This is a genomic window from Caulobacter hibisci (assembly GCF_016135805.1).
Classification (GTDB): Bacteria; Pseudomonadota; Alphaproteobacteria; order Caulobacterales; family Caulobacteraceae; genus Caulobacter; species Caulobacter hibisci.
In genome coordinates, this window is sequence record NZ_JADWOX010000005.1 from 203,975 (window position 1) to 229,918 (window position 25,944).

Below are 25,944 nucleotides of genomic sequence, written 5' to 3' on the forward strand. Positions count from 1 at the left end.
CTTGTCGAAGGACGAGGATCACGCAGCGACCAAGGACTTCAGTAGGTCGCCAGCTTCACCTTCAGGATCTGGGGCAAGGTGGTCAGGTTCAGGCCGTAGTCGACCTGATCGCCGTTCCAGACGCGGTCGAACACCCACTGGCCCGCCTCATTGAAGTGGCCTTCCTCGACCCGCGAGACCATGAACTGCTCACCCTTGGCCGAGCCGAAGGTCAGGCGGGCGCGGTAGCCGGTGATCAGGAACTCGTCGGGGCCGAGCTGGGCGATCAGGGCGCCGGCGTCGGGGATCTCGCGGTCGGGCTGCTTCTCGGCCTTGGCCATCCACGGGGCCTCGATCGAGCCGAACTGCCATTCGCCGTAGGTGATGCGCACGTTCCAGCGGCCGCCGAGGTCGAGGGTCTCGGGCTTGCCGCCCTCCTGCTCGCCCACGCCCCAGACCTTGCCCTCGAACGAGAGCTTGGCCCACTCGCGGGCCATCGGCGACAGCAGGCGGTAGTGGACGCCGAAGTTCTCCAGCGTCTTGGCGTCGACCGTCTTGGCGCCGAGCGGGTAGTTGGAATAGCCGGTGTAGTCGAGGCCGAACGGGGCGAAGCCGATGCCCTGATGGCCCAGCACGTCGTAGATGTAGCGGGCATAGGCCTTGTCGCTGCCGATCTCGGGCACGAACAGGGCGTTGTCGGGCCGGCCGTACTGCTCCAGCGTCTTCCGCACCTTCTCGCTCTCGCGCATGTAGATGTCGGGGGCCAGGGCGTCGATCGACGGGGCGGCGGCCTTCCAGACGTCGAGCACGTTCCACGTCGGGCCGCCCGACGAGTAGGTGAACGGGTCCTGGTCGTGGAAGGGGTCGCGCAGGGCGGCGTTGACGTACATCGGCAGCGGCAGCTCGCGCTTGCCGGCCTCAGCGATCTCATTGACGTAGCGGCCGATCGACCAGGCGTAGAAGAACTCGTCGGCGTCCTTGCCGAACACCGCCTTCCAGGTCCCCGGCTTCTTGCCCAGGGCCTTGACCAGTTCGCTGGGAACCGGCCCGTCGAAGATCTTCTGGGCGGTCGGCGAGAAGTCGCGGATGGCGCTGTAGGCGCCGACCTCGTTCTCGGGCTGGACCATGATCACGGTGTGGTCGGGGTCGGCCGCCTTCAGGTGGCGCATCAGGGCGACGAAGGCCTTCTTGTCGGCCTCCAGCGTCGCGCGGAAGTGCGGCGACAGCGAGTTCTTCATCTCGCCCTTGCCGTTGATCAGCCGGGGGAAGCGCTTGTTGTCGAGCTTGACCCACTCGGGGGCGTATTGCGGGCCGTTGTTCTTCCAGGTGGCGAACCACAGGATGACCAGCTTGGTGTCGTTCTCGCGCGCCTGCTTCAGCAGCAGGTCGACATAGGAGAAGTCGAACTTGCCCTCGACCGGCTCGATCTGCTCCCAGGCGACCGGGATCTCCAGCGTATTGGCGCTCATGGCCTTCACGGCCGGCCACACCTTGGGCAGCTGCGAAGGATAGTTGGCGGCGTTGTTCGCCTGGACGCCCAGCATCAGGAACGGCTTGCCGTCGACCAGCAGGGCGTGGCGGCCGTTCTTGGTCACCAGCTTGGGCAGTTGGCCTTGCGCGAAGGCCGGGGCGGCCAGCGACAGGCTGAGGATCGCGCCAAGGGCGGCGAGCCCGTGCTTACGGGTTCGAAACGTCACGCGAAAACCTCCTGCTGGCCAGCCGGTCGGACCTTAAGCCTGCATCGAGCGTTCGCCGCGGAAGTAAGCGCTGTCAAAGAGAGCTTTCATGCCCCTCGCCTCCTCCCGATCCGGCGGTCGCGCGAGAGACTTCAGCCCCGCCAACTCGTTACCGCTACCATTCTTATAAATACGACAATTAGCCGAGGCGGCCGTGATTGCAACCGGTTTTCATCGGCGACCTTGCTGGGGCCAACTCAGCAACAGTTTGTAAAATTTGAGGAAAAGACAAAAAAATCCGCGCATCGCCCGCAGGAGGCGATGCGCGGTTGAAAAGACTCGCGCGAGACCGGGGAGGTGGTTCGCGCGGCGCGCTGGCAGACCTCGCAGGAAGTCCGCACGGCCGAACAGTCGCTTTCGCGACCCCGGCGCCACGGGTCATATGTATAATCATACAAATGAAGACGCAAGGGAATTGATAGCGTTGTCAGCCCATTTTTTAGAGAGTCATGCCCCTCGCCGCCCTCAGACCGGATCGGCCTTGCAGGTCGCGGCGATGAAGGCGCCCTGGGTCGGCAAACGCGACGCCAATCGGCGGATCGAGTCCCGCAGCGAGTCGAGCTTGGCCGAGACATTGGCCTGCGAGGCCACGTCGGCCAGGCGGTCGTAGTCGCGCGGCTCGATCCCCTGCCCCAGGAACACCGCCAGCCAGCTGGGCTCGGCGAACAGCTGCTCGTCGTAGCGGGCGATCTTGGCCTTGGCCCGGAACAGCTCGATCTTGTGGCGCAGGCTGTCGGGGATCTCCATCTCGCGGCAGTACCGCCACAGCGGCGCGTCGTCCCGCTCGGTGGCGTGGTAGTGCAGGACAATGAAGTCGCGGATCTGCTCGTACTCGATCTGAGTCAGGCGGTTGTATTCGTCGGCCACCGCCGGCTCGTGAGCCCCGGTCGGCAGCAACGACAGCAGGCGCATGATCCCGGTCTGGACCAAGTGGATGCTGGTCGACTCCAGCGGCTCCATGAAGCCGCTCGCCAGGCCCAGGGCCACGACGTTCTTGTTCCAGGTCTTCTTGCGGCGGCCGGTGACGAAGCGCAGCGGACGCGGATCGGCCTGCGGCGCGCCGTCCAGGTTGGCCAGCAGGGTGGCCGCCGCCTCGTCGTCGCTGATGAACTGGCTGCAGTAGACATAGCCGTTGCCGATGCGGTGCTGCAGCGGGATGCGCCATTGCCAGCCGGCCTCGCGAGCGGTGGCGCGGGTGTAGGGCGTCAACGGCGTGACGCCGTCGCACGGCACCGCCAAGGCCCGGTCGCAGGGCAGCCAGCGCGACCAGTCTTCATAGCCGGTCTGAAGAGACTGCTCGATCAACAGGCCGCGGAAACCCGAACAGTCGACGAAGAAGTCGCCCTCGACCCGGCGACCGCCGTCCAGCTCCAGCGCCTCGACGAAGCCGTCCTGCGGCCGCAGCTTGACCGCGTTGATCTTGCCCTCGATGCGCCTGACACCCCGCGCCTCGGCATAGGCACGCAGGTAGCGGGCGTAGAGCGCCGCGTCGAAGTGGTAGGCGTAGGCCAGTTGCGGCACGCCGGGCGGCAGCTCCTTGGGCGGCACGGCGAAATGGTCGAGGCTCGCGGTTACGGCGGCCATCGAATAGTCGTCCAGCGAGCCGGTCCGCCCCTGGGCCTTCATCCGCAGCCAGTAGTGATGGAACGACACGCCGTCGAGCGTGACGCCATAGGGCCCGAACGGGTGGATGTATTGCGAGCCGAGCTTGTTCCAGTCGCGGAACTGGATGCCCAGCTTGAAGGTCGCCTGGGTCTTCCGGATGAAGTCGAACTCGTCGATGCCCAGCAGGCTGTTGAGGAACTGGATCGGCGGAATGGTCGCCTCGCCCACCCCGACCGTGCCGATCTCCTCGGACTCGACCAGCTCGACCGATCCGACCTGGCCCTTGGTGGCCTGGATCAGGGCCGCGGCGGCCATCCAGCCGGCCGTCCCACCGCCGACGACGACGAACTTGCGCGCAGGTTGCTCGCTCATGTTTCCCCCTTGGTGAGGCAAGGCTAGCCGCCCACCCCACAAACAGAAAGGCCCCCGCCCGCTGGCGATCCGAGGATCGGGCGGACGGGGGCCGGTCTATTCCGACCTGGTGCGGACCTTAGAAGGTGCCGCGCAGGACGATCGAGTAGCGACGGTCGGCCACCACCCAGTTGTGACCCGTCAGGCCCTCTTCAGGCTTGCCCGGATAGCTGACCAGGATCTTGGTCTTGGTGTTGGTCAGGTTCACGGCCTGGAAGCCGATCTTCAGGCTGTCGTCGACCGTGTAGAAGATCGAGCCGTCCAGCTGACCGTAGTCGTCGTACCAGGCCGGGATGTTGATGTTGGCGGCCGTGGTGGTCAGCAGGTAGCGCTCACGCCAGTTGTAGGCCAGACGGGCCGACACCTTGCCCAGGTCGTACAGGGCGGCGACGTTGTAGCTCTTCTTCGACAGGCCCTCGAGCGGCAGCTCGTCCTGGTTGGCGGTGATGTTGCCGACCGAGCTGCTGTCGTACGGGTTCGAGGCGGCGTTGCGGGCGCCCTTGCTGTCGACATAGGTGAAGTTGGCCTGCACGCCCAGGCCGCGCAGAGCGCCCGGCAGCTGGTCGTAGTACTGCTGGTAGGCGACTTCGAAGCCTTTGATCTTCCCGTGGCCGGCGTTGTACGGCTGGGTCACCAGGACGTCGCGGGTGACGCCGTTGTTGGTGAACTGGATCGTCTCGGTGCCGTTGGTGATGAAGTTGTAGACGTCCTTGTAGAACAGGGTCGCCGTCAGGCTGCCCGTCGAAGCGAAGTACCACTCGTACGACAGGTCGTACTGGGTGGAACGGATCGGCTTCAGGTTCGGGTTACCGGCGGTGGCCGTGTACTGATAGACGCAGTTGGCCGAGGCGTTGGACGGGATCGTGGTCGAGCAGGCGCCGCCGGTCGTGTACCCGTTGGTGGCCGAGATCGTGTAGAACGGCTGCAGTTGGCTGAAGTCCGGACGCACGATCGACTTGCCGGCCGCGAAGCGGACGAACATTTCCGGCGTCAGCTTCAGGCGGACGTTCAAGCTGGGCAGGACGCTCAAATAGTCGCGGCCGCCGGTGTAGTCGCTCTTGGCGCCGTTGGCGAAGTTGCGGTCCGCCAGCGGGATCGAGGTCAGCGTGATCGGGCTGAACAGCTGGATGCCCTTCGAGGTCGACTCCGTCTGGACGACGCGGACGCCGAAGTTGCCGTCGATCTCACGCTCGTCGCCGAACAGGCTGACGTCGTGGCCGAAGCGCAGCAGGCCGTAGCCGGCAAGGGTCTTTTCCTTCTGACGGTTCACGCCGCCGCTGGCGCCGCCGGCCGTCAGGTTGTCGTAGTCGCCGTTGAACACGGTCCACCAGCCGCCGCTGGTCGACGAGATGTTGGCCAGCAGGGCCGCGCCCTGGGCGTAGTTCTGCACCAGCGACGCGGTCGGCAGGACGAAGGTCGCCGGGAGGTGGACCTTGCCGCGGAAGTAGTTGTCGAAGCTGTAGAGCGAGTAATAGCCCTGGTAGGTCGGCAGCTTGTCGATGGTGTTGCTGGTGCCCCAGCTCGGAGCCACGGCCGCCCAGTTGTAGTTCGTCTCGCGGGTGGTGGACTCGCGGTAGGTGTTGCGAACGCCGAAGCGGAACGACTTCAGCCAGCCGCCGTCGTCGAAGGTGTAGGCGCCGTCGAAGCGCTGGGCCCACTCGCTGGCATCGTTGCGGTCGTGGTGGTCCATGGCCGCGTTGAGGTAGTAGCTGGCCGGATTGGACGTGTACGACTCGTCGTTGTTCATCGTGATGAGCGGCATGTCGCCGGTCAGGTCCAGCGTCGCGGCCGCGGCGTCGCCGCTGAGCGCGTTGAACACGGTGAAGTCGACGGTCTTGGTCTTGGCGTAGATGTACTGGACGTCGCCGGTGAACGACCACTTGTCGTTCGGATTCCACTTCACGTTCAGGGCGTAGTCCGACGTCACCGAGCTACGCTCGGCGTAGCGGGTGTCGAGGGTCGACGACCCCAGGCTGGTGCCGCCCAGGCTGCTGGCCAGGGTGCCGCTCACGAAGCGACCGCTGGAGTCGTAGGTGTAGGAGGTGCCGGCGGCGGGATAGTTGCTCGAACCGGCGTTGAAGCCGACCGCGTGCTCGGTCGAGGCCGCGGTGGCCGACGAGCGCAGGAACTGCAGGCTGGCTTCCCACTGGTCATTCGGGCGCCATTGCAGCGCGGCCGCGATGCCCTTGCGCTCGCGTTCGAAGTCGAGGCTGCGGTAGCCGAAGCCGCCGGGGACGTAGACGGTCTTGCCGGGCACCAAGTCGGTGCGGGCGTAGTAGGGATCGACCGAGATGGTGTCGGTGCGGCTCGACAGTTGCGAGTCCGACAGGTCGATCAGGAAGCCCAACTCGCCGATGTTGGTGTCCCAGCGGTCGCTGTACAGCACCGAGCCGCTCGGCTTCCATTCCTTCGACAGGTCGCCGATGCTCATGTCGGCCGAGTAGGCGATGATGCGCTTGTTGCTGTCGAACGGCAGGCGGGTGCGCAGGTTGACGGTGCCGCCCACGCCGCCTTCGACGATGTCAGCCGACGGGTTCTTGTAGACGTCGACGCCGGCCATCAGCTCGGGCGGAACGTCTTCGAAGCTCAGGGTGCGGCCCGACTTGGCCGAGAAGTTGTCACGGCCGTTCAGTTCGCCGCGGACCCAGCTCAGGCCGCGCACCTGCACGCCCGAACCTTCGACCGACAGGCGGTCGGCGTCGCGGCCGTCCGAGGTGCGGCCGATGGTCACGCCGGCGACGCGCTGCAGCGCTTCGGTGACCGAGCGATCCGGCAGGGCGCCGATGTCGGTGGAGGTGATCGAGTCGACCAGCTGCTCGGCGTTCTTCTTCAGGGCCTGGGCCGACTGGATCGAAGCGCGCTGACCGGTGACCACGACCTCTTCGACGGTCGTGTCGGCGGGCGCAGCGGCGTCCTGCGCCAGCGCTGTCAACGGAGCCACGGCGCAAAGCGCCACGACCGAAGCGCCGAGCATGAACCGATGTGAGTTATGGAGGCGTCGCATGCCTGTTTCCTTCCCCAGTGAGTCAAACCGCCCCGGCGTTCTCATAGGCGCCGGTGACGTGCGGAACTCTCGCCCCACACAATCTGATTGGTAGCTATAGTCATATAATTATGGTCATCAAGACAAAATTGATAGCGCTATCATTTCACCTACCGGCGCGCCTTTTCGGCCACAGGCGCAGCCGTGAACGCCCTAAACCCCTAGGCGAAACAATGGTCTGACCACACCCGCAAGAGGCTGGACCACCCTGCCGTTTGCGCCCATCATTATTATATTATAAATGCGTTGCGACCCTGGCCGGAACATCCCGCCGGGCGCGCGTTTAGGGACGAACATGACGCAGGCTGAAGACTCCGGACGGCTTCACCAGAGAAGCGATCGTGACGGAGGAGCCTGCTGATGGTCGCGTCCGATCCGTCCATCACCATCTTCGGCGACTGGGGCACCTCGCGCCTGCGACTGTATCTGCGCCAGGGCAAGAGCGTGCTGCACCGTCGTGACGGCCCGGGCATCGGCTCGCTGACCGCCTCGCCCGAGCAGACCTTCCTCGATCTCGTCGGCGACTGGCGCGAGGCCGGCCCCGAAACCATCCTGCTGTGCGGCATGGTCGGCTCGCGCAACGGCTGGATCGAGGCGCCCTACGCCCCCTGCCCGGCCGACGCCGCGGCCATCACCCAGCGCCTGGTCAAGGTCGAGGCCCAGGGCCTGACCGTCTCGATCGTGCCGGGCCTGTCCTGCACCAACCCGCTGGGCGGCCCCGACGTGATGCGGGGTGAAGAGACCCAGATCCTCGGCGCCCTGGCGCTGAACCCGGAACTCAAGACCGGCCGCCACCTGCTGGCCATGCCCGGCACCCACACCAAGTGGGTCGTGGTCGAGGACGGAGCGATCAGCAGCTTCCTGACCGCCCCGGTCGGCGAGGTCTTCGCCATCCTGCGCGAACACTCGATCCTGGCCAAGGCCGCCGCCGGCGACGCGCCCGCGACGCCGGAAGGCTTCGATCTGGGCCTCTCGCGGATCACCGACAAGGGCGCGGCCCTGCTGCCCCACCTGCTGTTCGAGACCCGCAGCCGCCAGCTGATCGACGGCCTGCCCAAGGCCGACGCCATGGGCTTCCTGTCGGGCCTGCTGATCGGCGCAGACGCCGCCGGCGCGGCCGGCTGGTTCGGCCAGCTCGGCAAGGTCGCCCTGATCGGCGCTCCGGCCCTGAACGTCCTCTACGCCAAGGCCATCGCGGCCGCCGGCGGCGACAGCTTCGAGATCGACGGCGACGCCGCCGTTCTCGCCGGCCTATCCTCCCTGTCCACCTCCTTGACGCGTGATGCCCATGTCCTTGCCTGACGCCCCGCCCATCGTCGCCATCCTGCGCGGTGTGAAGCCCGACGAAATCGTCGCCATCGCCGGAGCCCTCGTCGAGGCCGGCATCGGCTACATCGAGATCCCGCTGAACTCGCCCGAGCCGCTGGTCAGCATCGGCAAGCTCTGCGAAGCCTTCGGCGACAAGGCCCTGTGCGGCGCCGGCACCGTCCTGACCCCGCAGGCGGTCGACGACGTGGCCGCGGTCGGCGGCAAGCTGATCGTCACCCCCAACATCGACCCCGAGGTCATCGCCCGCGCCGTCGAGCTGGGCCTGACCGTCATGCCGGGCTTCTCCACCCCGACCGAGGCCTTCACGGCCGTGAAGGCCGGCGCCAAGGCGCTGAAGCTCTATCCGGCCGGCTCGTTCGGCCCGGGTCACCTGAAGGCCGTGCGCGACGTGCTGCCCAAGGACATCCAGGTCTATGCCGTCGGCGGCGTCGGCGCGGCCAACCTCAAGCCGTGGCTGGACATCGGCGTGGCCGGCATCGGCGTCGGCGGCGAACTCTATCGCCCGGGCTACACGGCGGCCGAGGTCGGCGAGCGGGCCCGCGCCCTGGTCGCGGCCTGGACTGCGCAGACGGCCGGCTGAGCCGTCTTACGATCATAACGAAGAGCAGCCCTAAAGGGGGGAAGCCCACGTGACTCTAGCAACCATCGACCTCGCGATCCTCGCGATCTACGCCGTGGCCATCTTCGGCCTGGCGCAGTGGGTTTCCCGCGACAAGGGCGGGCAGAAGAAGACTTCGACCGACTACTTCCTCGCGTCGAAGGCCCTGCCCTGGTGGGCGATCGGCGCCTCGCTGATCGCCGCCAACATCTCGGCCGAACAGATCATCGGCATGAGCGGCTCGGGCTACGCCATCGGCCTGGCCATCGCCTCCTACGAGTGGATGGCGGCCCTTACTCTGCTGATCGTCGGCAAGTTCTTCCTGCCGGTGTTCCTGAAGAACGGCATCGTGACGATGCCGCAGTTCCTGGAGCAGCGGTACGGTCCCAGCGTGCGGACCATCATGGCCGTGTTCTGGCTGGGCCTGTACGTGTTCGTGAACCTGACCTCGATCCTTTGGCTGGGCTCGATCGCCGTGCACACGGTGACCGGCATGGACCAGATGTGGGCGCTGGCCGCCATCGGCGTCTTCGCCCTGGCCTACCAGCTGTGGGGCGGCCTGAAGGCCGTGGCCCTGACCGACATCGTTCAGGTGGCGCTGCTGGTCATGGGCGGCCTGATCATCGCCTGGCTGTCGCTCGACAAGATCGGCGGCGCGGGCGGCGTCATCGGCGGCTTCCACCACTTGACCACCCAGTTCCCCGAACACTTCGACATGATCCTCGACAAGGCCAGCCCGCACTACAAGGACCTGCCGGGCCTGAGCGTGCTGTTCGGCGGCCTGTGGATCATGAACATCAGCTACTGGGGCTTCAACCAGTACATCATCCAGCGCGCTCTCGGCGCCAAGGACCTGCCCGAAGCCCAGAAGGGCATCGCCCTGGCCGCCTATCTGAAGCTGCTGATGCCGGTCATCGTGGTGCTGCCGGGCATCGCCGCCCTGGTGCTGGTGCCGGGCTCGATCAAGCCCGACCAAGCCTATCCGGAGATGATGAAGCTGCTGCCGCCGGGCCTGCTGGGTCTGGTGTTCGCCGCCCTGGTGGCCGCGATCGTCGCGTCGCTGGCCGCCAAGATCAACTCGATCGCCACCATCTTCACCCTCGACCTCTACGCCAAGGCCAAGCCGCAGGCCTCCGAGCAGCACCTGGTGCTGGTCGGCCGCATCACCGCCGTCGTGGCGGTGATCATCGGCATCCTGACCGCCAAGCCGCTGCTGGGCGGCGCCGAGCAGGCCTTCCAGTTCATCCAGGACTTCACCGGCTTCTTCACGCCGGGGATCGTGGTGATCTTCATGCTGGGCCTGTTCTGGAAGCGCGCGACCACGGCCTCGGCCCTGGTGGCCGCGATCGGCGGCGCGGGCCTGTCGGGCCTGTTCTTCTTCCTCAACAAGCTGGGCATGTTCGGCATGCCGTTCATGAACCGCGTGGGCCTGGTGTTCCTGCTGACCCTGGCCGCGGCCGTGATCGTCTCGCTGGTCGCCCCGCAGAAGAAGGAGGTCAACGTCGTGACCCTCGAGGGCGTCAGCTACAAGACGACCAAGGGCTTCAACATCGCCGGCGTGGGCGTGATCCTGATCCTCATCGCCCTGTACGCCACGTGGTGGTGATCTCCAGCCAAACGCCGGCCGCGATCATCGCGGCCGGCGACGTGCTCGGCGAGGGGCCGGTGTGGGACGCCGGCCGCCTGCTGTGGACCGACATCCAGAGCCGTCGCCTGCGCGCCTTCGACCCCGCCACCGGCGCGGTCGAGACCTTCGCCGCCCCCGAGCGCATCGGCTCGATCGCCCTTCTTCCGGGCGAGACGAACCGGGTCATCGCCGCCTTCGAGACCGGCCTTGGGCTGTTCGACCTCGCCTCGGGCCAGGTCGACTGGCTGCACCGCGTGGAGGCGGAGGCCAACGGCCGCCGCTTCAACGACGGCCGCGTCGACCGCTCGGGCCGGTTCTGGGCCGGGACCATGGTCGAGGACGAGGCCATCCGTCACCAGGCCGAGGCCAGCGTCTGGCGGCTGGACCATGCCGGCGCCTTCGAGGCGCAGTTTAGCGGCGTGCAGATCGCCAACGGCCTGGCCTTCAGCCCCGACGGCAGGACCGCCTATTTTTCGGACAGCCCGCTGCAGACGATTTTCGCCTTCGACCTCGACGAGGACGGGACGCTGAGCGGCCGCCGGGTGTTCGCCGAGGTGACCGAGGGCTATCCCGACGGCGCCACGGTCGACTCCGAAGGCTGCCTGTGGAGCGCCCGCTGGGCGGCCGGAACCGTTGTGCGCCATGCGCCCGACGGTCGCGTGCTGGAAACCCTGCACGTTCCCGCCAGCCAGCCCACCTGCGTGGCGTTCGGCGGCGATGACCTGCGCACGCTGTATGTCACTTCGGCTCGCGATGAACTCTCCGAGGACGAATTGGTCAGACAACCACGCGCGGGCGATGTATTCGCATATGACGTGACCGTTCCGGGTCTCCCCGAACCACGGTACACAGGGGCGATTCGTTTCGCGTCCGACGTATAGAAAAGAAGACTTTGGCGATGCGCACCCAGCCTGGACTGAGCCTCACCTACGGCCTCGTGGAATCGCTTGGTCAGGCCATCGTCACGGGCGAGTACGTCGAGATCGGCTTTCCCACCGAAGGCGAGCTGTCGAAGAAGTTCGGCGCCAGCCGCACGGTGACGCGCGAGGCGGTGAAGATGCTCACCGCCAAGGGCCTGCTCAGCGCCCGCCCCCGCCACGGCACGGTGGTCGAGCCGGAAGCCAACTGGAACCTGCTCGACCCCGACGTCCTGCGCTGGCTGCTGGAGCGCAAGTTCTCGCTGAAGCTGCTGTCGGACTTCACCGAGATGCGGCTGGGCATCGAGCCGGCCGCCGCGGCCCTGGCCGCCCGCAACGCCGACGAGGCGGGCCTGGACGCCATCCGCAAGGGCCTGGCCCGCATGAAGGCGGCCGGCGAAGGCGAAGACGACCCCCTCGCCTCGGACATCGCGTTCCACATCGCGATCCTCAGCGCGACCAAGAACCCGTTCTATATCGAGCTGCACGAGCTGGTGAACACGGCGCTGCGGATCTCGATCCGCTTCACCAACCGCATCAAGGGCCGCACCGCCTCGATCCCTTCGCACGAGGACGTCGCCAACGCGATCATCGCCCGCGACGCCGTGGCCGCCCAGACGGCCATGCAGGCGATCATCGTCGACGTGCTGGAACTGATCCGCGCGGCCTCGGCGGTCGATCCGCAGGCGGCCCGCAAAGAGGCCTGAGCCCCGCCCCGGCGCGTCTTACCCCGATTTAACTCGTCGAACCTGGTTTCTCGTCTAGAAGACCCAACTGGGAACTAGACGAAAAAAGGGGCAGGTCGTGGGGTACGGGTTCAAGGGGTCTTTCGGGCGCACGACGGCGCTGGCCCTGGTTCTGACGGTTTCGGCCGCCGGCCTTTCCGCCTGCGGCAAGGACAAGAAGGCCGAGGCCAAGGGCAAGAAGCCCGTGGCCGCCCAGACGGTCAGCGTCGCGCCCGTCGCCGTGCTGCCCCTGCCCCGCGTCGTCAACGCCTCGGGCACGATCTCGGCCTGGGAAGAGGTGCCGGTCGGCGCAGAGACCGGCGGCCTGACCGCCGTCGCCGTCAACGCCGAGGAGGGCCAGTTCGTCCAGCAGGGCCACGTCCTGGTCGCGCTGAACGACACCCTGCTGCGCGCCCAGCTGCGCCAGCAGGAAGCCGCCGTCACCAGCGCCCGCGCCACCCTGGCCGAGGCCGAGGCCTCGCTGAAGCGCTCGCGCGAGCTGCAGGCCAAGGGCTTCCTGTCGGCCTCCTCGCTCGACACCGCCACCGCCAAGCAAGGCACGGCCGCCGCTCAGCTGGCCTCGGCCCAGGCCTCGCTCGGCGAGACCACCGCCCGCCTGGCCCAGGCCTCGATCCGCGCGCCCGTCTCGGGCCTGATCGTCCGCCGCAGCGTCACCAAGGGCCAGATCGTCAGCGCCGGCAGCGAGCTGTTCCGCATCGTTCGCGACGGCCGCATGGAGCTGGACGCCGAGATCCCCGAGACCGATCTCGGCGTGGTCAAGGCCGGCATGCCCGCCCGCATCGCCTCCGAGCAGGTCGGCCAGGCCGACGGCCGCGTGCGCCTGGTCACCTCCGAGGTCGACGCCCAGACCCGCCTGGGCGTGGCCCGCATCGCCCTGTCGTCGATGGGCGCCTTCCGCCCGGGGATGTTCGCCCGCGCCCAGATCCTGGCCGGCGACCAGGCCTCGCCGGTCGTGCCCAGCGCCTCGATCCTCTACCGCCAGAACCAGGCCGGGGTGTTCCTGATCGACGCGCAGCACAAGGCCCAGTTCCGCAAGGTCGCCATCCTGGCCCGCACCGGCGACGTCACCGCCATCGACGGCGTGCAGGCCGGCGAGCGGGTGATCGTGCAGGGCGCAGGCTTCCTGGGCGACGGCGACGCGGTGCGGGTCTCGGGCGTGCTGCCCGCCCCGATCCTGCCCGCCAGCAAGCGCTAGGGCCCGGCGATGGACACCAACAACATCTCGCGCTGGGCGATCAAGAACCCGATCCCCGTCCTGATGCTCTTCGTCATGCTGACGATCACCGGGATTTCCGGCTTCGCCAGCATGCGGGTCAACAACAACCCCGACGTCGACCTGCCCCTGGTGCTGATCTCGGCCTCGCGGCCGGGCGCCGCGCCCAGCGAGCTGGAGACCCAGGTCACCCGCCTGATCGAGGATTCGGTCGCGGGCCTGGGCCAGGTGCGCCACATCACCTCGACCGTGGGCGACGGCTATTCCTCGACCATGATCGAGTTCGAGCTGGGGGTGGACCACGAGCGCGTCACCAACGACGTGCGCAACGCCATGTCCAACCTGCAGTCGGCCCTGCCGTCCGACATGCAGATCCCCAACGTCACCCGCATCGACATCTCCGGCGATCCGCTGATCACCTACGTGGTCAAGGCCCCGTCCATGACGCCGGAACAGCGCAGCTGGTTCGTCGATAACGACGTGGCCCGCACCCTGCTGGCCATCCGCGGCATCGGCGAGGTCAATCGCCTGGGCGGCGTCAGCCGCGAGATCGAGGTGGCCCTGGATCCCGACCGCCTGTCGTCGCGCGGCGTCACCGCCGCCGCCGTCAGCCAGGCCCTGGCCAGCACCAACGCCGACCTGCCCGGCGGCCGGGTGACCGTCTCGGGCTCCGAGCGCGCCATCCGCACCCTGGGCGCGGCCGGTTCGGTGGACCAGCTGCGCGAGACTCGCATCCCGCTGTCGTCGGGCGGCACCGTCCGCCTGGGCGACCTGGGCGAGGTCACCGACCGCTGGGCTGAGCCGCGCAACCGCGCCCGCGCCGACAACCAGGAAGTCGTGACCTTCAACATGGTCCGCTCGCGCGGCGCCAGCGAGGTCAAGGTCGCCGAGAAGGTGCGCAAGGCGATCGAGAAGCTCGACGCCGAGCACCCCGAGCTGACGATCTCCGAGATCACCTCGAACGTGAAGTACATCGAGGAAAGCTACTGGGCGTCGCTGGAGGCCCTGGGCCTGGGCGCCCTGCTGGCGGTGCTGGTGGTGCTGCTGTTCCTGCGCGACTGGCGCGCCACCTTCCTGGCGGCCGTGGCCATCCCGCTGTCGCTGCTGCCGACCTTCGCGATCATGGCCCCGCTGGGCCAGTCGCTGAACGGCGTCACCCTGCTGGCCCTGTCTCTGACCGTCGGCATCCTGGTCGACGACGCCATCGTCGAGATCGAGAACATCGTCCGCCACATGCGCGGCGGCAAGTCGCCCTACAACGCGGCGATGGAGGCCGCCGACGAGATCGGCCTGGCCGTGGTGGCCACCACCTTCACCATCGTGGCGGTGTTCGCGCCCACCGGCTTCATGCCCGGGATCATCGGCCAGTTCTTCAAGGCCTTCGCCCTGGCCGCCTGCGTCTCGGTGCTGTTCTCGCTGCTGGTCGCCCGCATGCTGACGCCGCTGATGGGCGCCTACATGCTCAAGCCCCACAGCAAGCCCGACACCGACCCGTTCTGGATGTCGGGCTATCTCAAGGCCCTGAACTGGTCGCTGAACAACCGGTGGAAGGTGCTGGTCATCGGCTTCGTCAGCTTCGCCGCGTCGCTGGCCCTGATCCCGCTGCTGCCGTTCGAGTTCCAGCCGGCGGCCGACCGCGGCCGCGCGCCGTTCTCGATCGAGCTGCCACCCGGCTCCACCCTCGACGAGACCGACGCCATCGTGCAGCGCGTGTCGCGCGAGCTGAAGGCTCGCCCCGAGGTCAAGAGCGTCTACGCCTCGGTCGGCAACGACGGGGTCAACAAGGCCCGGATCACCGCCGACCTGGTGCCGAAGGGCGAGCGGATGAACCAGCAGCTGTTCACCCGCCAGATGGTCGACCAGTTCAAGGACATCCCCGGCGCGCGCATCGGCGCGGGCAGCAACAGCGGCGGCGGCCCCGGCGACGGCGGCAGCTATACCCTGCGGCTGGTCGGCGACGACGGTCCCGAGCTCGAGGCCGCCGCCCGTAAAGTCGAGGCCGAGATGCGCACGGTCCCGGGCCTGGCCAACGTGGTCAACACCGCCTCGATCGCCCGTCCGGAGATCATCGTCACCCCGCGCCCCGACCAGGCCGCCCGCATGGGCGTCTCGGCCGGCGCGATCTCGCAGGCCGTGCGGGTGGCGACCATCGGCGACATCGACCAGTCCCTGCCCAAGTACAATCTGGGCGACCGCCAGGTGCCGATCCGCCTGCGCCTGACCCAGAACGCCCTGCAGGACCTGTCGGTGCTGGAGACGCTGAAGGTGCCTTCGTCCAGCGGGGCCTCGGTGCCGCTGAATGCGGTGGCCGACATCCGCTTCGGCGCCGGCCCCTCGCAGATCAACCGCCAGGACCGCTCGCGCGTGGCCGAGATCACCGCCGAGCTGGACGGGATCGTGGTCGGCGACGCGTCCAAGCGCGTCCACGCCCTGGACTCGGTCAAGAGCCTGCCGACCGGCGTCAAGGAAGTGGCCGCCGGCGACGCCGAGTTCATCGCCGAGATGATCTCCGGCTTCGTCATGGCCCTCGTGACTGGCCTGCTGCTGATGTACGTCGTGCTGGTGCTGCTGTTCCGCAGCTTCGCCCACCCGGTGACCATCATGGCCGCCCTGCCCCTGGCCATCGGCGGCGCCTTCGCCCTGCTGAAGCTGGTCAACAGCAGCTTCTCGATGTCGAGCCTGATCGGCATCCTGATGCTGATGGGCATCGCCGCCAAGAACTCGATCCTCCTGGTCGAGTACGCGATCATGGCGATGAAGGACGGCATGACCCGGCGCGAGGCCCTGATCGACGCGGCTCACAAGCGGGCCCGGCCGATCCTGATGACCACCGTGGCCATGGGCGCGGGCATGGTGCCGGTCGCCGTGGGCTTCGGCGCCGACGTCGAGTTCCGGGCCCCGATGGCGATCACTGTCATCGGCGGCCTGATCACCTCGACCTTCCTGTCGCTGCTCTACATCCCGGTGGTGTTCGTGTTCATGGACCAGGTGAAGAACTGGTCGAACAAGGTGATGGGCAAGGTGTTCGGCCACTCGCACCACCATCCGGCGCCGGGCGCGCACGAGCAGCCGGTGCTGGTCAGCAAGGATCACTGATCCGGCTGGCCAGAGACGATCGAGGGGCGGACTTCCGGGTCCGCCCCTTTTTCGTGCGCGTCAGGTCAGCGACGCCGCGACGCGCCGCAGCGCCGACGCGAGCACGCTCCGCTTGCCCGGCGCGCCCAGCGACAATCGCGCGCCATCAGTGAGGATCTCCGGCGCGGCGAACAGCGAGGCGGGCGCCAGCGACAGACCCTCGGGCGCCGTCGCCGGTCGGTCCAGCCAGACGTGCAGGCAGCCCGCCGGTCCTTGCGCCGAGGGCAGGAGTTCGGCGGCCAGGACGCGGCGGGCGGTCGCCTCGGCCCGCACCCCGGCCAGGATCGCCTGCGCCGTCCCATCACGGATCCAGGCCGTCGCCACCGCGGCCATCAGCGGCGCAGGCATCTGGCACAGGGCGTGGCCGGCAGCGGCCAGACGCTCGGCGGACGCCGCGTCAGGGGCGGCGACATAGGCGATGCGCAGGCCCGGGGTCAGGGCCTTGGCCAGGGTAGCGACGTGCCAGACCCGCTCGGGCGCCAGGCTGGCCGGCGCCGCCGGCGCCGGATAGGGCAAGCGGCCATAGGCGTCGTCCTCGACGATGCGGGCGCCGGCCCGCGCGCAGGCCTCGACCACCGCGGCGCGCCGGGCGGGGCTCATGGTCGCCGTGGTCGGGTTCTGCCAGGTCGGGGTGACGACCACGAGTCGCGCGCCGCTAGTCGCTAAACGCTCGGCCAGGGCCTCGGGAACGATCCCCTCCCCGTCCATCGGACAGGCGATCGCGCGCAGGCCCCGCGCGGCCAGGGCCGCCAGCAGGCCGGGATAGGTCAGGGCCTCGACCACCACGGCGTCGCCCGGAACGGTCTCGACCGCCAGGATCGCCGACAGCGCCGCCTGGGCGCCGGCGCAGACCACGATCCGCTCAGGATCCACCGCGCCAACGCCCGGCGCCAGCCAGGCCGCGCCCGCCGCCCGCTGCGCCAGCGAACCGGGGCCGGCGTGATAGGCCATCAGGGTGGCCGGGTCGGTACGGGCCAGCACCGCCGCCGTCGTCTCGCGCAGCAGGGCCGCCAGCGACAGCCCCTCGGGCTGCGGCGGCAGGTTCATCGACAGGTCGATCAGGCCGGCCTCCTCCTCGCCCGCCCGCCGGCGCACGAAGGTGCCGCGCCCGGCCGCCCCCTCCACCAGCCCCTGCTCGCGGGCCAGGGCGTAGGCCCGGGTGACCGTGGTGAAGTCGACGCCCAGCAGGGCCGCCACCGTCCGCTGCGGCGGCAACTGCTCGCCGGCCGAAAGCTCGCCGTCCGCGACCGCCCCGCGCAAGGCCTCGAACAGCCGCCGATAGATCGGACCCTCGCCCGCGTCCACGCGCCGCAGCCAGGTCGCCCCCGGCGGCAGCGCGGCCTCTCTTGCGTCGCCCATCATTGATCCATACATTTACGCGGTAATGTATGGATCAATTTTCGGATTGTAGGTAGGGGTCATGACGACCGGTCACCAGGTTTTCGATCCGCCGCCGCCGGTGATCAGCGGCCTGCGCCAGCGCTGCCCGCGCTGCGGCGAGGGCAAGCTGTTCAAGGGCTTTCTCGGCCTGGCCCCGGCCTGCGACCGCTGCGGCCTCGACTACGGCTTCGCCGAACCGGCCGACGGCCCGGCCTTCTTCGTGATGAGCGGCGTCGGCATCCTGGTCATCGCCGTCTTCGCCTGGATCGAGGTGGTCTACCGGCCGCCGATCTGGGTGCACTTCGTCACCGTCTTCCCGGCCCTGATCGTCGGCTGTCTGGCGACCCTGCGGCCCGTGAAGGCCTGGCTGGTGGCCGCGCAGTTCGTCACCAAGGCCGAGGAAGGCAAGTTCGAGAGCCTGGGCCGCCACGACCACGATCCCAGAAGGCTCTGAACGGAACACCGAGCTGTGGCGTTTGACAGCAAACGCTGGAGCCCGCCGTTGGACAAGTTCTTCGCCAAGTTCGCCAACGCCACCGCCCAGGTGACGGGCCGCCCCGTCACCTTCCTGGCCTGCCTGGGGCTGGTGATCCTGTGGGCGGTCTCGGGGCCGATCTTCAAGTTCTCCGAGACCTGGCAGCTGGTGATCAACACCGGCACCACGATCATCACCTTCCTGATGGTGTTCCTGATCCAGAACACCCAGAACCGCGACAGCGAGGCCGTCCAGGCCAAGCTCGACGAGCTGATCCTGACCTCGACCGCCGACAACGACTTCGTCGGCATCGAGAAGCTGTCGGAGAAGGAGCTCGACGCCTACCACGCCCAGTGCAAGGCGGCCGCCGAGCGCGCGCACGACCGGCTGGAGCAGGTCACCGCCCTGCGCGAGAAGAAGAACAAGGCGCCCGCGAAGAAGCCCGCCGCCAAGACCTCGACCGCGAAGGCCGCGCCGCGCAAGCGAGCCTCAAGAACATGAACGGCAGCTACCGTCTCTGGCCTTAAACTGGCCTGGGTTCGCCATTGAGCGTGTCGGATATTTGAATCAAACGCTGGACTTCGGCGCGCGAGGGTTCGCGGTCCAACAGCCCATGAGCGACGGCGTTACGCATGTCGGCCATCTGTCTAAGAAATTGGAATTCTGTTTGCGGCAATCGGCCCGTCGAGATGACGACATCGATCAACGATCGAGGACTGAGGCTCCGAGCCATCAAATTCGGCTCGAGCCGACGGCAAATCGCTTCAAGAATCGACCAGGCCATCAAGAGCGCGGCACGAGGTGCGACATCTGTAACGCGACGCACCTCGTCCAACGCGACCCGCACCTCTTGGTTTGTCGCGATCGTCATCGGCACGCCTTCCGGCGAAGCATAGATGACTTCCAGACGCCATTCGGGATGATCTGCGAACAGACTTTGCAGTTGCCTTACCTTAGTGTCGGCGGAGGGACTGCGGCTACGCATGACCTCGATCACCAAGGAGGGTGCACGGCCAACCGCGATAGCGTCGGGCTGAAAACCTCGTAAGAACGCTGGGAGTTGCTCTCGTTTCGGTTCGCGGATCAGCTGATAGCCCTCGCTGGCCCAACGGGCTTCGAGGCTGTCGAGCATCGCTTGCTCATTCAATACTGCCGACGCCATTACGATAGCTCCTCATGAACATCGTCCGTGATCCGGACGTAGATCACTGGGTCATCGGCTTCTAGGGCTGTAACCAGGGTAATGGACGGACTTTGAAAGGCGAAGACGCGCCCCGGCTCAAATTTTTGCACCACCACTCGCTCGACGATTTCGTCATCGCTGTAAACGCAGCGTACCATGGCATCCAAGATCGGCTTCACTCGATTATCGACGTCGCCTTGCATCTCAGCGCCGGGGAAGATGAAGATCGTAACAGCAAGGGGATCGGTCAAAAGCCAAGATCCTTCAGGGAGCGCGGCCCGCGCTGCTTCCTGAATCGTTTGCTTCCAGTCACGCCTAGATCCGCTTGAGCCCTGGAGGCTGATAGCGGTGCCATGAACTACGAACTCAAAGGGCAGATTGGGTTCTAGCGACACGGCTGAATCCACGGATCGATCAAGCTTCGCCATTTAGCGAGCTCATCGGCGTAGAAACAACCGAAGATTGCCCCCCGCCCCCCATTCCAATCCTGCGCGCGCCCTACTTCTTCTCGAGCAGCAGCGTGCCCTGCTTCTTCACCTGGCCGGTGATCTTGCCGGCGATCATGCCCAGCAGGCCCGGCAGCACGATCTCGACCAGCACGACGTTGGCCGCCACGTTCAGCTTGCCGGTGATGTTTTGCCCCATGACGATGGCCGAGAAGTCGAGCACGTCGTCGCGCCAGGCCTTGGTGACGTTGGCCAGGCCGCCGGGGATCTGGGCGCCCAGCTGCTCGAAGCCGCTCTCGATCCGCCGCTTGGCCTCGGCCACGCCGAGTTCGTGGGGGATGTTGATGGTGACAGGCTTCGACATGGGAACTCCGACAGAGGTATTTCGCCCCTGACATAGGGACGACATCGGCGTTCGGCTATACGTCCAGTTCTGACGCACCTGCGGCGCAGGTTGGCGAGGTCCACGGAGGAAGCCATGACCGACATCGCCATGACCCAGTACTTCGACGCTCCCGTCCGCAGCGCCCGCCGTGTTCGCGCCGGCCGTCCGGGCCGTCCGACGGGGGTCTGGGGCTCGATCTCCTATGCCGGCGTGCTGCTTGTCTGGGCCGGCCTGTTCGTGATCCGCCCGCGCCTGGCCTTGCAGGTGATGGCCCAGCGCCGCGCCGACTCGCCGATCCCGCGCTTCGACAAACGCTGAGCCTCTCCCCCCTCTCGCCAAAGCGTTCGAACGGCGCCAAGCCAGGGGCATGAGCCGTCTCGTCGCCGTCCGCCCCGTCAGCCACCCGCTCGCCGCCCCGTTCCGCATCTCGCGCGGGGTCAAGACCGCCGCCGAGGTCGTGGTGGTCGAGATCGCCGACGGTGGACACATCGGCCGCGGCGAGAGCGTGCCCTACGCCCGCTACGGCGAGACGGTCGCCGGCGTCGAGGCGCAGCTGGCCCCCGCCGCCCGCCTGATCGCCATGGGCGGCGGCCTCGCCGAAGCCCTGGCCCTGTTGCCGGCTGGCGCGGCGCGCAACGCCCTGGACTGCGCGATCTGGGACCTGCGGGCCAAGCAGGACGGCGTCTCCGTCGCCGCCCGCACCGGCCTGGCCGTCCCGGCGTCGCTGGTCACCGCCGTCACCGTCAGCCTGGATACGCCGGACGCCATGGCCGCCGCGGCCCGCAAGGTCGCCGACGCGCCGCTGATCAAGATCAAGCTGTCGGCCGAAGATCCCGCCGCGCGCCTGGCCGCCGTGGCGCAGGCCGCCCCCGACGCCGCCCTGATCGTCGATCCCAACGAGGGCTGGACCTTCGAGATCCTGCGCGGACTGGAAGACCAGCTGTCGCGCCTCAACATCGCCCTGGTCGAACAGCCCCTGCCGGCCGGCGAGGACGCGGCCCTGGAAGGCTACGCCCCGCCCTTCCCGATCTGCGCCGACGAGTCGGTGCACACCGCCGCCGACCTGCCGGCCTTGCGCGCCCGCTACCAGGCGGTGAACCTCAAGCTCGACAAGTCCGGCGGCCTGACCGAGGCGCTGGCGATGCTGCGGGCCGCCAAGGACCTCGGCTTCACCCTGATGACCGGCTGCATGGTCGCCTCGTCCCTGGCCATCGCGCCGGCCCTGCACCTGGCCGCCGACTGCGCCTTCGCCGACCTCGACGGACCGTGGTGGCTAAAGGAAGACCATCCCGGCGGCCTGCGGGTCGAGGCCGGACGGATCGTGCCGCCCGCCGCGGGGTTCTGGGGGGATGGCGTCGACGCCGAGGAGCTGTGGCTGTGAGGGCTTGACCCACCTCGCATAACGCCGTGCTCTGGCAGGCATGACCGACGCCCTCGCCGCCGCGCCGCCCCCTCCATCTCGCAAGAACCCGCTGCAGGTCTGGTTCGGGATCTCGCTGTGGAAGCGGATCCTGGCCGCCCTCGTGGTTGGGGCCGTGGTCGGCTATGTCTGGGGCGAAGGGGCGACCAGCCTCAAATGGATCGGCGAGATCTTCGTGCGGCTGATCCGTATGATGGTGGCGCCGCTAGTGTTCGTGATCATCGCCTCGGGCGTGGCCCAGCTGGGCGACGCCAAGCGGCTGGGCGGCATCGGCGTCAAGACCATCGCCATGTACGTGCTGACCACCCTGATCGCGGTGACCATCGGCCTGATCGTCGCCAGCCTGCTCGGTCCCGGCGTCGGCGCCGATCTGCACAACGCCGCCCCCCAGGCGGTGGCCACGCCCAAGTCGCCGGCCGAGCTGTTCATCGGCATCGTGCCGCTCAATCCGATCAACGCCCTGGCCGAGGGCGAGACCCTGGCGATCATCTTCTTCGCCGTGCTGGTCGGGGCCGGGGTGATCGTGGCGGGAGAAAGCGGCGAGCCGGTCGCCAGGCTGCTGGCCAGCGCCAGCGAGGTGATGCTGCGCATCGTCGGCTTCGTGATGGAGACCGCGCCTTTCGGGGTGTTCGCCCTGATCGCCGTGGTCATGGGCACGAACGGTCCCGAGACCTTCCTGCACGTCGCCAAGCTGGGGGTCTGCGTGATCATCGGGGCGGCGATCCAAACCTTCGTCACCCACGCCGCCGTCGTGCGCCTGGGGGCCTGGCTGCCGCTGCTGCCGTTCTATCGCGGCTGCATGGACGCGATCCTCGTGGGCTTCTCCACCTCGTCCAGCTCGGCCACCCTGCCGGTGGCGATCCGGGTGGCCGAGGACAATCTGGGCATCAAGCCGTCGGTGTCCTCCACCGTCCTGCCGCTGGGGGCGACCATCGGCATGGACGGCACGGCGATGTACGTGGCCATGCTGACCCTGTTCGCCGCCCAGGCCTTCGGCGTGCACCTGACCCTGGCCGACTACGCCCTGGTGGCGGTGACCACCACCATCGTCGCCATGGGCGTGGCCCCGGTGCCTTCGGGCTCGCTATTCGTGCTGGCGGCGGTGCTGGCGACCATCGGCATCGGCCCGACCCAGACGGCGATCATCGTCGGCTTCATCCTGCCCTTCGACCGCATCCTCGACATGATCCGCACCGTGCCGAACGTGACCTGCGACCTGTCGATCGCCACGGCCGTGGCGCGGTGGGAGAAGGAGATCGATGTCGAGGCGTATCTGTCGAAGAAGGACGTGTGAGGCCGGCGAAAGCCCCCTCCGGCCCTCCGGGCCACCTCCCCCAGAGGGGGAGGATCTAGAAGCGCCGCGCCAACAAGATGCTCCCCCTCTGGGGGAGCTGTCGCGGTGCGACTGAGGGGGCCGGCCGTCAGGCCGGACGCCCGATCCGCTTGATTTCCCAGTCCAGCTGCCCCCCGGTCTTGGCCAGCACGTCGGCGCGGACGGTGTCGCCCAGGCCTTCCAGGTCGGCCGCCGAGGCCTCGCCGGTGTTGATCAGGAAGTTGCTGTGCAGCGGGCTGAACATCGCCCCGCCGAACGGCTTGCCGCGCCAGCCGGCCTCGTCGACCAGTTTCCACGACGAGTGACCCGGCGGGTTCTTGAAGGTCGAGCCGCCGGTCTTTTCGCGGATCGGCTGGGTGGTCTCGCGACGCGACGTGATCTCGCTCATGCGCGCCTTGATCGCCGCCGGCTCGTCGGCGGCTCCCTCGTAGATCGCATCAAGCACGATGACCGTCTCGCCGTCCTGCAGGGCGCTGTGACGGTAGGTGTAGTGCAGGTCCTCGACCGGCAGTTCACTCACCTGGCCGGCGCGGTCCATGACGCGCACCGACTTGACCACGTTGACGGTCTCCGAGCCGTAGCAGCCGGCGTTCATGATCACCGCGCCGCCGATCGTGCCGGGGATGCCGGCGTAGAACTCCAGCCCCGCGATGCCGGCTTCCGCCGCCTTGCGGGCGAGGATGGCGTCGGGAACGGCCGAGCCGGCCTTGATCCGATTGTCGCCCAGGGCCTCGACGCCGTTGAAGCCCTTGCCCAGGCGGATGATCACGCCCTCGACGCCGCCGTCGCGGACCAGCAGGTTCGAGCCGACGCCGATGGCCATCACCGGCACGGCCGGATCCAGGGCCTTCAGGAAGTCGGCCAGATCCTGCTCGTCGGCCGGCAGGAACACCACGTCGGCCGGCCCGCCGACGCGGAACCAGGTGAACGGGGCCAAGGCCTCGTCGATCAGCAGCTTGCCGCGTACGGCGGGGAGATTGACTTTCCAGGCGGTCATTTGTCGAAGAAATCTTGAATTTGTTGAAGACGTTGAAGGTTCTTAGCCGATTGGCGCGATCTCCAAGCGGCATCGACGCGGCCGAGGAGTTCCTCTTGCACCCGACTCGTAGAGACATGATGCGCTAAAGCCATGAGGCCTATGTCTGTGCTCGGCTTTGTCAGCAGCTCCAAAACGCCCTCCGGATCGATCACGACGTCGCCTTGCTCGACAAGGCTCGGCGCCCAGCTTTCCGTGACCTTCACGAACAGTGCTTCGAGCACGACTGCTGGGTCAGAGCTCTCGACGAGAAGATCGACATCGTCCTTCTCGCTGTAGGTCAGCCTCAAGCTTTCGGCGTCCGCGCCCAGGCTAATCCTGTAGCCGCCGCGATCAGGGCCATCGCAATTCGCTAGAAGGTCGATCGGCGCTCCCATGACCGTGGCGATGCGGTGCATTTCATCGCGTAGGTCGGTCAGGGAGATCGTTTGATTCACTTCGCCAGCGCTTCCAGCTGGCCCGGCAGGGCGTAGGCCCAGGAGGTGATGTCCCCGGCCCCCAGCAGCACCACCAGGTCGCCGCTCGTGGCTTCCGCCGCGATCAGGGCCGGCAGGGCCGCCGGGCTTTCCAGCGGCAGGGCCCGGCGGTGGCCGAACTTCTTGAGGCCCTCGACCAGGTGGTCGCGATCGACCCCCTCGATCGGCTGCTCGCCGGCCGTGTAGACGTCGGCGACGACCACTGTGTCGGCGTCGTTGAAGCAGCTGCTGAACTCGGTCATCAGGTCGCGCAGGCGGGTGTAGCGGTGCGGCTGGACCACGGCGATCACCTTGCCCTGGCTGACCGCGCGGGCGGCCTTGAGCACGGCGGCGATCTCGACCGGGTGGTGGCCGTAGTCGTCGACCACGCGGATGCCATTGGCGACGCCCGTGGTCGTGAACCGGCGCTTGACCCCGCCGAAGGCCGCCAGACCCGCGCGGATGCCCTCGGCGTCGACGCCCAGCTCGCGGGCCACGGCCACGGCGGCGGTGGCGTTGAGCACGTTATGGTGGCCAGCCATCGGCATCTTCAGGCCTTCGTAGCGGATCGTCTCGCCCTCCAGCGGCGAGATGGCGATGTCGAAGCTGGCGCCCTCGGGGCCCATCTCGACGTTGGAGACGCGCACTTCCGCCTGCGGGTTGGTGCCGTAGGTGACCAGGCGGCGGTTCTCGATCCGCGAGGTCAGGGCCTGCACTTCCGGATGGTCGGTGCAGACGGCGGCGAAACCGTAGAACGGGATGTTCTCGATGAAGTCCTGGAAGCCCTTCTTCACCGCGTCGAAGTCGCCCCAGTGATCCAGGTGCTCGGCGTCGATATTGGTGACGATGGCCACCGTCGACTTCAGCTTCAGGAACGAGCCGTCGCTCTCGTCGGCCTCGACGACGATCCAGTCGCCCTCGCCGACCTTGGCGTTGGTGCCGTAGGCGTTGATGATGCCGCCGTTGACCACGGTCGGGTCCAGGCCGCCGGCGTCGAGCAGGGCCGCGACCATCGAGGTCGTGGTCGTCTTGCCATGCGTGCCGCCCACGGCCACGGAAAACTGAAGGCGCATCAGCTCGGCCAGCATCTCGGCGCGGCGAACCAGCGGCAGGCGCTTGTCGCGGCCGGCGGCCATCTCGACGTTGTCGGCCTTGATCGCCGTCGAATAGACGATCGCCGAAGCGCCTTCGACGTTGCTGGCGTCCTGGCCGATGAAGATGCGCGCGCCCAGCTTCTCGAGCCGCTCGGTGTTGGCGCTGGCTTTCGCATCACTGCCCTGCACGGTGTAGCCGATGCGGATCATGATCTCGGCGATGCCGGACATGCCGATGCCGCCGATGCCGATGAAGTGCACGGGGCCGAGTTCGAAGGGGACGGGGCGTCGACGCTGGATCATGGGGTCGGATTAGACGATTTGGCGCGCCGCGTGAACGGGGTCGATGACGCAAACCCGTCACGGGCCCTCGCGAAGCGGGCCAAATGTGATAGACG

The 25,944-nt window shown here is 67.8% G+C and carries 21 protein-coding genes and 1 pseudogene; 12 read left to right on the forward strand and 10 right to left on the reverse strand.

The genetic code is table 11. The features are described from left to right. Nucleotides 1-38: 38 nt before the first annotated feature. The 3 genes from I4Q42_RS09900 to I4Q42_RS09910 all read right to left on the reverse strand — a co-directional run bounded on the left by I4Q42_RS09900 (nucleotide 39) and on the right by I4Q42_RS09910 (nucleotide 6,735). Nucleotides 39-1,676, reverse strand: coding sequence for a DUF5597 domain-containing protein (locus I4Q42_RS09900; RefSeq protein ID WP_198575894.1), 1,638 nt, complete (start codon nucleotides 1,674-1,676; stop codon nucleotides 39-41). 504 nt (nucleotides 1,677-2,180) lie between these two features. Beyond that, nucleotides 2,181-3,692 (reverse strand): tryptophan halogenase family protein, encoded by a 1,512-nt coding sequence (locus I4Q42_RS09905; protein ID WP_198575895.1) that lies wholly within the window; start codon nucleotides 3,690-3,692, stop codon nucleotides 2,181-2,183. Between the two features lie 118 nt (nucleotides 3,693-3,810). Continuing rightward, nucleotides 3,811-6,735, reverse strand: a complete 2,925-nt coding sequence (locus I4Q42_RS09910; protein WP_198575896.1) for a TonB-dependent receptor — start codon at nucleotides 6,733-6,735, stop codon at nucleotides 3,811-3,813. A gap of 399 nt (nucleotides 6,736-7,134) precedes the next feature. On the opposite strand from I4Q42_RS09910, the gene I4Q42_RS09915 reads away from it, so the two are divergent. From I4Q42_RS09915 to I4Q42_RS09945, 7 genes are all read left to right on the forward strand, one after another. Further along, the gene (locus tag I4Q42_RS09915) at nucleotides 7,135-8,076 is read left to right on the forward strand and encodes a 2-dehydro-3-deoxygalactonokinase (RefSeq protein ID WP_198575897.1); all 942 of its coding nucleotides are present in this window, start codon (nucleotides 7,135-7,137) and stop codon (nucleotides 8,074-8,076) included. Then, nucleotides 8,063-8,683 (forward strand): 2-dehydro-3-deoxy-6-phosphogalactonate aldolase, encoded by a 621-nt coding sequence (locus I4Q42_RS09920; protein ID WP_198575898.1) that lies wholly within the window; start codon nucleotides 8,063-8,065, stop codon nucleotides 8,681-8,683. Before I4Q42_RS09915 ends, I4Q42_RS09920 begins: the two co-directional genes overlap by 14 nt. A gap of 49 nt (nucleotides 8,684-8,732) precedes the next feature. Beyond that, nucleotides 8,733-10,307, forward strand: coding sequence for a sodium/sugar symporter (locus I4Q42_RS09925; RefSeq protein ID WP_198575899.1), 1,575 nt, complete (start codon nucleotides 8,733-8,735; stop codon nucleotides 10,305-10,307). Continuing rightward, nucleotides 10,304-11,209 carry an SMP-30/gluconolactonase/LRE family protein gene (locus I4Q42_RS09930; protein ID WP_198575900.1) on the forward strand — a complete coding sequence of 302 codons (906 nt, stop codon included), beginning with the start codon at nucleotides 10,304-10,306 and terminating at the stop codon, nucleotides 11,207-11,209. The genes I4Q42_RS09925 and I4Q42_RS09930 overlap by 4 nt, the downstream gene beginning before the upstream one ends. 17 nt (nucleotides 11,210-11,226) lie before the next feature. Beyond that, nucleotides 11,227-11,952 carry a FadR/GntR family transcriptional regulator gene (locus tag I4Q42_RS09935; protein WP_198575901.1) on the forward strand — a complete coding sequence of 242 codons (726 nt, stop codon included), beginning with the start codon at nucleotides 11,227-11,229 and terminating at the stop codon, nucleotides 11,950-11,952. Nucleotides 11,953-12,049: 97 nt separating this feature from the next. Further along, nucleotides 12,050-13,186, forward strand: coding sequence for an efflux RND transporter periplasmic adaptor subunit (locus I4Q42_RS09940; RefSeq protein WP_198575902.1), 1,137 nt, complete (start codon nucleotides 12,050-12,052; stop codon nucleotides 13,184-13,186). A 9-nt stretch (nucleotides 13,187-13,195) separates the two neighbouring features. Then, nucleotides 13,196-16,300, forward strand: a complete 3,105-nt coding sequence (locus I4Q42_RS09945; RefSeq protein WP_198575903.1) for an efflux RND transporter permease subunit — start codon at nucleotides 13,196-13,198, stop codon at nucleotides 16,298-16,300. 60 nt (nucleotides 16,301-16,360) lie between these two features. Here I4Q42_RS09945 and I4Q42_RS09950 read toward each other — a convergent pair whose 3' ends face one another. Continuing rightward, nucleotides 16,361-17,698 carry an aminotransferase-like domain-containing protein gene (locus I4Q42_RS09950; RefSeq protein WP_198575904.1) on the reverse strand — a complete coding sequence of 446 codons (1,338 nt, stop codon included), beginning with the start codon at nucleotides 17,696-17,698 and terminating at the stop codon, nucleotides 16,361-16,363. Nucleotides 17,699-17,759: 61 nt separating this feature from the next. On the opposite strand from I4Q42_RS09950, the gene I4Q42_RS09955 reads away from it, so the two are divergent. Continuing rightward, a complete protein-coding gene (locus I4Q42_RS09955) occupies nucleotides 17,760-18,173 on the forward strand; it encodes a DUF983 domain-containing protein (protein ID WP_198575905.1) in 414 nt (137 codons plus the stop codon). Nucleotides 18,174-18,221: 48 nt separating this feature from the next. After that, nucleotides 18,222-18,695: a low affinity iron permease family protein gene (locus I4Q42_RS09960; RefSeq protein WP_198575906.1), complete on the forward strand. Its 474-nt coding sequence runs from the start codon at nucleotides 18,222-18,224 to the stop codon at nucleotides 18,693-18,695. A 70-nt stretch (nucleotides 18,696-18,765) separates the two neighbouring features. Here I4Q42_RS09960 and I4Q42_RS09965 read toward each other — a convergent pair. The 3 genes and pseudogenes from I4Q42_RS09965 to I4Q42_RS09975 form a co-directional block, all read right to left on the reverse strand. Continuing rightward, a pseudogene (locus I4Q42_RS09965) lies at nucleotides 18,766-19,356 on the reverse strand (hypothetical protein); the annotation flags it as partial. Then, nucleotides 19,356-19,805 (reverse strand): RusA family crossover junction endodeoxyribonuclease, encoded by a 450-nt coding sequence (locus tag I4Q42_RS09970; RefSeq protein ID WP_198575908.1) that lies wholly within the window; start codon nucleotides 19,803-19,805, stop codon nucleotides 19,356-19,358. The pseudogene I4Q42_RS09965 and the gene I4Q42_RS09970, both read right to left, overlap by 1 nt. 70 nt (nucleotides 19,806-19,875) lie before the next feature. Then, on the reverse strand, nucleotides 19,876-20,187 hold the full coding sequence (locus I4Q42_RS09975; RefSeq protein ID WP_198575909.1) for a polyhydroxyalkanoic acid system family protein: 312 nt from the start codon (nucleotides 20,185-20,187) through the stop codon (nucleotides 19,876-19,878). A gap of 114 nt (nucleotides 20,188-20,301) precedes the next feature. Here I4Q42_RS09975 and didA point away from each other — a divergent pair, with 114 nt between their 5' ends. Genes didA through I4Q42_RS09990 form a run of 3 tightly spaced genes read left to right on the forward strand, consistent with a single transcriptional unit; the run spans nucleotide 20,302 to nucleotide 22,922 of the window. Further along, nucleotides 20,302-20,526, forward strand: a complete 225-nt coding sequence (gene didA / locus I4Q42_RS09980) for a DNA damage-induced SOS-independent cell division inhibitor A (protein ID WP_198575910.1) — start codon at nucleotides 20,302-20,304, stop codon at nucleotides 20,524-20,526. Nucleotides 20,527-20,575: 49 nt separating this feature from the next. Beyond that, a complete protein-coding gene (gene dgcA, locus I4Q42_RS09985; protein WP_198575911.1) occupies nucleotides 20,576-21,589 on the forward strand; it encodes an N-acetyl-D-Glu racemase DgcA in 1,014 nt (337 codons plus the stop codon). 40 nt (nucleotides 21,590-21,629) lie between these two features. After that, nucleotides 21,630-22,922 (forward strand): dicarboxylate/amino acid:cation symporter, encoded by a 1,293-nt coding sequence (locus I4Q42_RS09990; RefSeq protein ID WP_198575912.1) that lies wholly within the window; start codon nucleotides 21,630-21,632, stop codon nucleotides 22,920-22,922. Nucleotides 22,923-23,049: 127 nt separating this feature from the next. Here the strand turns inward: I4Q42_RS09990 and murB are convergent, their stop codons facing one another. From murB to murC, 3 genes are read right to left on the reverse strand one after another with little or no spacing between them, the layout of a single operon-like run. Further along, nucleotides 23,050-23,958, reverse strand: a complete 909-nt coding sequence (murB, locus tag I4Q42_RS09995) for a UDP-N-acetylmuramate dehydrogenase (RefSeq protein ID WP_198575913.1) — start codon at nucleotides 23,956-23,958, stop codon at nucleotides 23,050-23,052. Continuing rightward, nucleotides 23,955-24,434 (reverse strand): hypothetical protein, encoded by a 480-nt coding sequence (locus I4Q42_RS10000; protein ID WP_198575914.1) that lies wholly within the window; start codon nucleotides 24,432-24,434, stop codon nucleotides 23,955-23,957. The genes murB and I4Q42_RS10000 overlap by 4 nt, the downstream gene beginning before the upstream one ends. Then, nucleotides 24,431-25,849, reverse strand: coding sequence for a UDP-N-acetylmuramate--L-alanine ligase (gene murC, locus I4Q42_RS10005; protein WP_198575915.1), 1,419 nt, complete (start codon nucleotides 25,847-25,849; stop codon nucleotides 24,431-24,433). The genes I4Q42_RS10000 and murC overlap by 4 nt, the downstream gene beginning before the upstream one ends. Nucleotides 25,850-25,944: the final 95 nt, after the last annotated feature.